This window comes from Desulfovibrio sp. TomC (genome assembly GCF_000801335.2).
Lineage (GTDB): Bacteria > Desulfobacterota > Desulfovibrionia > Desulfovibrionales > Desulfovibrionaceae > Solidesulfovibrio.
On the sequence record NZ_JSEH01000017.1, the window covers coordinates 118,662 to 126,194 of the forward strand.

The window sequence follows — 7,533 nt, forward strand, 5'->3', positions numbered from 1 at the left end:
TGTGGTCGGGATCTTTCTCTTGAGGCCGGTGGTGCGCCTCATGGAAAGCGTCTTGTCGGACATGTCCTCTTCGAGGTCGGGGGGCTTTCTTTTGGGGCCGGTGGTGCGCCGGTGGACTGGACCTGGGAACAGCGGCGGTGGTCCCCCTGGCCCTTGAGAACAGGATCCGGGATTTCCCTGCGACGGGGCTGGCTTGGTGTTTGTCGGGCCATGTTCTCCACGGTGGCCCGGAGTACAGCTGTGTGGCAGGAGGGAGAGGCGCATTCCGGCTCTGGTTATCTCGTATTAAACTGCCCGAAGCGGGTGGTCTTGTCCATCATGCCCTTATTTGGGGATGAAAATTGCCGAGATTGTCGGAATGGCCGCCGCCGCAGAGGTCCTTTCCGGGCAAAGGAAGAAGGCGCAACCCATCGCCCGGATTGTGAAATCAGACCAAAAGCAGAGACGGAAGCATCCGGGAACGCGGCGCAGGTGGACTGCAGCCAAGCCCGAAGCAGCCAGCTACAAGTGGGCGTGCCCAACGCGCAGCAAGCGTTGCGGCAGGTTAGTTGCTCGGTGCAATTCAGTTGTTCTATGACGCAACAGAGGTCTGTATCTTGTATAAGGAAATATCAATAACCAGTCGGTATTGTTCTTGATTGTAAAATTAACTCTTGCTATATGTTGTTGTTGATATGTAGAATGGGAATTTTTGAATTGCTAATTTATCTGTGTCCCTTGGTTGGTTTGTATGTAATACTACCGCGACCGTCATTTTCCTAAGAATCAGTGTGGTTTGTTATTAGTATTATTCATTGTGTCGATAAAAGCATCAAATAGTAACGTATTTGTTGTTTGCTGTCCGTTGGTTGTCGGAATCGCATTGCTCGCTTGAGCGACCGCAACATGAAAAAGAGTATTATTGTAGGCGTTCACTATGGTGAAATGCCTGTCGTATTTTACAGTAACAACGCAGCGTATATGCTCTCTGCCCCAGGCCGATCCCTGGTCCAGGCGATTGGATGGTTTGCCAAATTGTGACGATTTCAACACACGCAGATATTTTCGGGAAAATGTTTCAGTGTTTATTTGAAATTTTGCGCAGTGTTCTGTAGGAATGTCTGGGGATTGAAATCACATTCAAATGTCGCTTGGAGATGATCATGACCAGAAGTATCGCTGCCATGCTGTTCCTGCTGTTCTCGCTCACGATCTCATGGTCCGGTGTCCTGGCCTGCACCAGTGTGCGGATCAAAACGACGGATGGAATGGTCTTTTATGCCCGGACCATGGAAGGCGAATGGACCTTGCAGACGGTCCTGGGTGTGGTCCCCCAGGGAACGGCCTATCAGGGCACCTTGCCCGACGGGACGTCCAACGGACTCAAATGGAAGAACAAGTACGCCTTTGTGGGCATGTTCGATTTCGGGATGCCCCTGGCTTCCGACGGCATGAACGAGAAAGGTCTGGTGGTCGGCCAGCTGTTCCTGCCGGGCTACGCCGCCTACGAATCGTATGAATCCTCCGAGGCCGACAAGACCGTGGCACAATTCGAGTACGGGACCTGGCTGCTGTCGAATTTCTCCAGTGTTGCCGAGGTGCGGAAAAACTACCGGAACGTGCGGGTCTGCCAAGGCCCCACGAACACGGCCGGCCCCCTGCCCCTGCATTACGTGGTGCATGACCCCTCGGGCGACTGCGTGGTCATTGAGTACACGGCCGGCAAGGTCACGATCTACGACAATCCGCTGGGCGTCATGACCAATTCCCCCACCTTCGACTGGATGCTCACCAACCTCGACAATTATATCAATCTTTCCGTCATGAACACGCCGCAGAAGGAGCTGACGGGCTTGACGCTCAAACAGTTCGGCCAGGGCTCCGGTCTCTACGGCCTGCCCGGAGACTACAGCCCCCCCAGCCGTTTTGTGCGCATGGTGACCCTGGCCCAGGCCGCCCTGCCGGCAACGGGCGCGCCCCAGGGGCTCAATCAGGCCATCACCATCCTGGACAACGTGGATATTCCCATCGGCGCCGTGCGCGGCTGGGAAGGGAAGGAAGCGCGCTACGACAAGACGATCTGGTCCGTGGTGGCTGACGCCGCCAATCTTCGCTATTATTTCCGCAGCATGGACAACAAGAACTGGCGTTATGTCGATTTGGCCAAGGCCTTTGCCGGGGCCAAGGGGATAACGACCATCCCGGTCTTTATCCCGGTCGACTATCCCGATGTGACGAGCCAGGCGACGCCTCTGAAATAAAGGGCGGCGCTCGGACCTCTGCCTGCGCCGGCTCGCACGAATCCCTTTGCCAACGGCCGTATAAACGCAAGGATTGATGCCAAATGTCCAAAAAGACAGTGCTTATGGTTCTTCTCTGTCTGGTCTTCTTGTCGGCCCTTGCCCCGGGCGCAGGGGCGCAGTCGGCCACGCCGGACGAAAAGACTGACGATCTGCAGAAACTGACCCAGGAATCGAGCAATCCCGTGGGCAGCCTGTGGATGATCACCAATCAGTTCAATTTCAATCTGATGCAATCGCCCAAGGGCCGTCTGTTCAAGGACCCAAAGACGCAGTTCAACTACAATTTCCAACCCGTCCTGACTTTTGATCTGTCCAGTGATTACCGATTGATCGCCCGGCCCGTCATTCCCCTGTACAATTCGCCCTATGCCCAGGGCCTCAAGCAGGTGGATTATAAATTCGGGCTGGGGGATGCCGAGCTGATGGCCATGGTCGCGCCCTCGTCGTCCAGCTCGGGTTTTCTGTTCGGCGCAGGTCCCACGGCCGTCTTTCCCACAGCCACGGACAAGCAACTGGGCAACGGGAAATGGCAGCTCGGCGGAGCCGTTGCCGCAGTCTACATGGACGACAAGTGGGTGGCCGGCATCTTTCCCCAGCAATGGTGGTCGATTGGCGGAGATCCTTCCCGAAAGGACGTGAGTCTGACCAAGGCTCAGTATTTCTTGTGGTATTCCCCGGCTAAAACCTGGCAAGTCGGCATGTCGCCCAACATTTTAATCGATTGGACCCAAAAGAATGCCGACAACGCCCTGACCCTGCCCGTGGGGTTGGGCGTGGCCAAGCTTATGATGCTCGGGAAGCTGCCGATTAAGATTTCCGCAGAAGCCGACTACTCGGTCGTGCGCCCCCGGCATACCGGAACCGAGTGGACCTTCAAAATCAACCTGACGCCGATATTGCCCAAGCTGTTTTAAACACCGGCAGTGTTTTGTTGTGCGTACACAGCGTGCGCCAGCGCATCGGGCGGCGACACCCCGCCTGAGACAGGTGTTTTCAGCCTCGAGTCTTTCGACTAGGATGCGCCGGCCGGGGGAGTTCCTCCGGCCGCAACCGCCCGGCGCGTCCACAAGCCCTTTGGTGTTGTGACAACGATCTTACCAGAAGCCCCACGCGAAAAGGATGCCGCCATGCCGCAACTCTCAATAACCAAAACCGTATCCCGGGCTTCCTGGCTGTGTCTCGGTTTCCTGATCGTCAGCCTGTTGTGCGTCCCCACGCCCGCCCGGGCCGTTGAAGGGGGCGTGAGCCACTACATCCTGGGAGCCTACGGCGATTTCCTCATGGGCTACATCCCGGCTCCGGGCTTCTACGTGCGAAACGACACGCTCTATCAGTCGGCGCATACGGACAGCACCTTCAAGGGCGGTAAAATATACGCCGGACTCGACGAGCAGATGGTCATGAACATCACCAAACTCTCGTACATCTTCGATGTTCCGGCCATGGGCGGATTTCTCGGGGCGGGCGTCGGGGTGCCCGTCATCATCAATGAGCACCTCTCCGGCGACGTGGCCGCCGACTATACCCGTCGCTCCCGCACGACCGGCCTGGAGACGCCGCATCAATTTGACATCGGCGGCGGCGGCAACCGGGGCGGACTATCCGATCTTTTTCTGATGCCGGTCATTGCCGGCTGGAATTTTGGCGAGTGCCATCTCGTGGTTTCGCCGATCATCTTTCTGCCCACAGGCTATTACAACTCCAAAAAGCTCACCAACCTCGGCATGAACTACACCACGTTTGACGGCAACGTGGCCTTCACCTGGCTTGGCAAAAGCAACTTCGAGGTGTCCGTCAACGCCGGCTACATGATCAACACCGAAAACATCACCACGCATTATCTTTCCGGCAACCAGCTGCACGCGGACTGGACAGCGGCCTACCACGTCAACGAGCGTCTGGCCCTGGGGGCGGTCGGCTACCTTTTTGCCCAGACCACCCCGGACACAGGGTCGGGCGCAACCCTGGGGTCCAACCTGTCCTCCGGGACCGGCATCGGACCGGCCATCACCTACACCGTCCCTATCGCCGGCAAGGATATTATGCTTGCCACCAAATGGCTGCACGGGATCGGAGCCAGCCACAGCCCGCTTGGCGACACGGTGTACGCTTCCTTCGCGCTCAAGTTTTAGGGGTCTGACCGCGACGGGCTTGGCCGCGACGGGCTTGGCCCTGACGCGCTTCACGCCCACGCGCTTTGCCCTGGAGGGCTTGGGGGCAAACGGCTTGGCAGTTTTCCGTTTTGCAGAGCACCCAAATAGGTTTCAAGGGGGCAGATCGAAAGGATCTGCCCCTTTTTGCGGATAGGCCACAGGGCCTGATCCTTCCTTCCAGCGACGCGGCCCAGGACAGACGGGTCTGCTCCCCCTGAGGCCGCAAAGCCGACGTGTTTCCTCGCGCCTCTTTCAAAAATATCCGGTTATGACTTCATATTGCGGCCGGATAGGGTGTGCGCCCTCCGTCGCCTGGGACCGACGGCAGTCCAGGCGACAGGGCCGCCCGTCTGCTATCCCTTCGGGGTTTTTTCCCTTCTGCCTTGAACCAGGAGATATTGCAGGGTATAAGGCCCATAAGGACCCGAAGGGTCCGGGCGCGTTGTCCTCCGGCGGCAGTCGCCAACCGGGAGATGGGGAAGCACGATGGCTGGACCGGATCTGTTGGCTGCCGGCGAGGGCGCATGAGTGGTTGATTTATAACCGTGTAGCTTGCGGGGGTGTGCCATGGCAAAAGTCATGCTTATCGATAAAGATCTATCGCAGGGGAATATGCTGGCGGAGATGATCAAGCAAACACATCACGAAGTCGTTTTGGTGCATTCCGTGGCCGAAGCGGTCGGCATCTTCAAACGGGAGCCAATTGATCTGGTTGTCCTGGATATTGTCCCGGAGGCGGATGCGGCACTGACGGTTGCTGGCGTCAGAAAAGGCGTCGATGACGTTTTGCAGCGCAAGATCCCGCTGCTTGTTGTCGCCAAAAGCTTTAGCGAAAGTGCCTTTTTGCTGGAGCGGGGCGATGTCGACGTGTTGGTGGAAGTGCCGACGCATGCAGACCAGCTCAAGCAAATGGTTGAGCAATATGTCGGGTGCAAGGTCAAGTAAGCCGGAAGGTCGGGCCGAACGGCTTGGAAGTCCCGTCCGTTTCCCGCAGGTCTCGGGCGGGCCAAAGACTCCGCTTAGCCCCTGCCGGGAGGTGTCACATTGCCCAGGCCCGCGCGCCAGGCGACACGAAATCCGCGGTGACCCGGGCCAAGCCGCCGGGTCGCCGTCCTGGCGCGGTCCCTGGCTGGCCCCCGTTCGCCTCAGTCGCCGCCAAGTTCCTTGAGAGCCGCTTCGATTTGTTCGGAACGAAAGCCGACGATGACCGTGCTGCCGATCACAATGGTCGGGAAGGTGACTTCCGGGTTGTATTTGCGCACCGTGTCCATCACCTGATTGCGCTCTTCGCCGGACAGGAAATCCACATTGACCGCATCGTAGGGAATGTTGTGTTCGTCGAGATAGTCTTTCGCACGGGTACAGTGGGGGCAGGTCGCCAGGGTGAAGACCTTGATCGGGGTCGTCATGGGAATGCTCCTTGGGCGCGCAATGGTCGCGCCGCAGTCTTTCTCGTAGCAGGTATCCCTGTTTCGTGGCGAAGGGTCAAGCCTCCAAGTCATGGGGACAGAGCAGAGACGAAGAGGAAAGGACAGGGCAGGGCGCCGGTCGGAGGAAGGAGCGAAAGGCTTATTGGCAAGAGGCTTGCGGGCCGGGGAGACCTGCTCCAGGCAAGGCGGCGGGGTCGCGCCGACGCCTTGCCCGATCGTGGCGTTAGAGGACGACCTTGACCTGGGAGGCCGTGGCAATGGCCTTGCGCTTGGCGTCCTCGACGTCGCGCCCCAGGGCCAGGGCCACGCCCATGCGGCGAAGACCGTGCACCTCGGGCTTGCCGAACAGCCGGATGGCCGTATCCGGCTCGGCCAGGGCCTGCGGGAGAATCTCGTAGCGGGGCGAGGTGGAATCGCCCTCGGCCAGGATGACCCGCGACGCCGCTGGCCCGTACTGGCGGATGGCCGGGATGGGCAGGCCGACGATGGCCCGGACATGCAGGGCGAATTCGGACAGGTCCTGGGAAATGAGCGTGACCATGCCGGTGTCGTGGGGCCGGGGCGACACCTCGGAAAAAAGCACCTGGTCGCCCTTGATAAACAGCTCCACGCCAAACAGCCCCCGTCCGCCCAGGGCGGCGGTGATGGTTTTGGCCATGTCCTGGGCCTTGGCCAGGGCAGCCTCGGTCATGGGATGGGGCTGCCAGGATTCGCGGTAGTCGCCCTTTTCCTGGCGATGGCCGATAGGCGGACAAAAGCTGGTGCCGTCGACGTGGCGCACGGTTAAGAGCGTGATTTCGTAGTCAAATTCCACGAAGCCTTCGACGATCACCCGTCCGGCTCCGGCCCGGCCGGCGGTCTGGGCGTATTCCCAGGATTTTTCGGCTTCGGCCAGGCTGCGGGCCACGCTTTGTCCCTTGCCCGACGAGGACATGACCGGCTTCACCACGCAGGGGAAACCCACGGTCTGGCAGGCGGCCAGGAATTCCTCCCGGGTGTCGGCAAAGCGGTAGGGCGAGGTGGCAAGTCCCAGCTCCTCGGCGGCCAGACGGCGGATGCCTTCGCGGTCCATGGTCAGCCGGGTGGCCCGGGCCGTGGGGACGACATGGACGCCTTCGGCCTCAAGGGCCAGCAACTCCTCGGTGGCGATAGCCTCGATTTCCGGCACGACGAAGTCAGGTTTCTCTGTCTCGATGATCCGGCGCAGGGCGGCGGCGTCGAGCATGCTGACGACATAGGCGCGGTGGGCCACCTGCATGGCCGGGGCATTGGGATACCGGTCCACGGCAATGACCTCGATGCCCAGGCGCTGGGCCTCGATGGCGACTTCCTTGCCGAGTTCTCCGGAACCGAGCAGCATGAGTTTGGTCGCAACCGATGTGAGCGGCGTGCCGATGATCGCCATGAAGACCTCCTTGGCAGGTTGATAAACGGAAGGGGAAAACTACAGAGGAGGGGCCTTTTGGACAAGTGGTTTCAGGGGGCCGGCCCCCGGGCCGGCAAGAGGGTGGGGCAGCCGGCTCCATTCGGTCTTGCTGCGTATCCCATAGAACAGGATGCGGGAGCGGGGAGTTTCCGGGGCGTGCCTATAGGTTGATGCGGACGGTGTCAGCAGGGATACCCGCCCCTGCATTCGGGCAGGTATTTCCGGGAACGGTGAAAAAGGAG

At 59.6% G+C, this 7,533-nt stretch carries 6 protein-coding genes; 4 read left to right on the forward strand and 2 right to left on the reverse strand.

Annotated features, from left to right (window positions below; all coding sequences use genetic code 11):
- The first annotated feature begins 1,142 nt into the window (after positions 1 to 1,142).
- From NY78_RS16015 to NY78_RS16030, 4 genes are all read left to right on the forward strand, one after another.
- Entirely contained in the window at positions 1,143 to 2,240 is a 1,098-nt protein-coding gene (locus tag NY78_RS16015) for a linear amide C-N hydrolase (protein ID WP_043638056.1), read from the forward strand.
- An 83-nt stretch (positions 2,241 to 2,323) separates the two neighbouring features.
- Positions 2,324 to 3,196: a hypothetical protein gene (locus NY78_RS16020; protein ID WP_043638009.1), complete on the forward strand. Its 873-nt coding sequence runs from the start codon at positions 2,324 to 2,326 to the stop codon at positions 3,194 to 3,196.
- A gap of 213 nt (positions 3,197 to 3,409) precedes the next feature.
- Positions 3,410 to 4,414 carry a SphA family protein gene (locus NY78_RS16025; RefSeq protein WP_082140070.1) on the forward strand — a complete coding sequence of 335 codons (1,005 nt, stop codon included), beginning with the start codon at positions 3,410 to 3,412 and terminating at the stop codon, positions 4,412 to 4,414.
- A gap of 588 nt (positions 4,415 to 5,002) precedes the next feature.
- Complete coding sequence (locus NY78_RS16030; RefSeq protein ID WP_043638011.1) at positions 5,003 to 5,380, forward strand: chemotaxis protein CheY; 378 nt, start codon at positions 5,003 to 5,005, stop codon at positions 5,378 to 5,380.
- A gap of 200 nt (positions 5,381 to 5,580) precedes the next feature.
- On the opposite strand, the gene NY78_RS16035 is transcribed toward NY78_RS16030, so the two are convergent.
- Together NY78_RS16035 and purT are read right to left on the reverse strand one after the other, a co-directional pair.
- Positions 5,581 to 5,844, reverse strand: a complete 264-nt coding sequence (locus NY78_RS16035) for a glutaredoxin family protein (RefSeq protein ID WP_043638012.1) — start codon at positions 5,842 to 5,844, stop codon at positions 5,581 to 5,583.
- A 244-nt stretch (positions 5,845 to 6,088) separates the two neighbouring features.
- Complete coding sequence (purT, locus tag NY78_RS16040; RefSeq protein ID WP_043638015.1) at positions 6,089 to 7,270, reverse strand: formate-dependent phosphoribosylglycinamide formyltransferase; 1,182 nt, start codon at positions 7,268 to 7,270, stop codon at positions 6,089 to 6,091.
- Positions 7,271 to 7,533: the final 263 nt, after the last annotated feature.

Excerpts from the sequence above, each read along its gene's own strand:
- NY78_RS16025 (WP_082140070.1), top strand. The coding sequence starts at position 3,410 with ATGCCGCAACTCTCAATAACCAAAACCGTATCCCGGGCTTCCTGGCTG.
- NY78_RS16020 (WP_043638009.1), top strand. The coding sequence starts at position 2,324 with ATGTCCAAAAAGACAGTGCTTATGGTTCTTCTCTGTCTGGTCTTCTTG.
- purT (WP_043638015.1), bottom strand. The coding sequence starts at position 7,270 with ATGGCGATCATCGGCACGCCGCTCACATCGGTTGCGACCAAACTCATG.
- NY78_RS16015 (WP_043638056.1), top strand. The coding sequence starts at position 1,143 with ATGACCAGAAGTATCGCTGCCATGCTGTTCCTGCTGTTCTCGCTCACG.
- NY78_RS16035 (WP_043638012.1), bottom strand. The coding sequence starts at position 5,844 with ATGACGACCCCGATCAAGGTCTTCACCCTGGCGACCTGCCCCCACTGT.
- NY78_RS16030 (WP_043638011.1), top strand. The coding sequence starts at position 5,003 with ATGGCAAAAGTCATGCTTATCGATAAAGATCTATCGCAGGGGAATATG.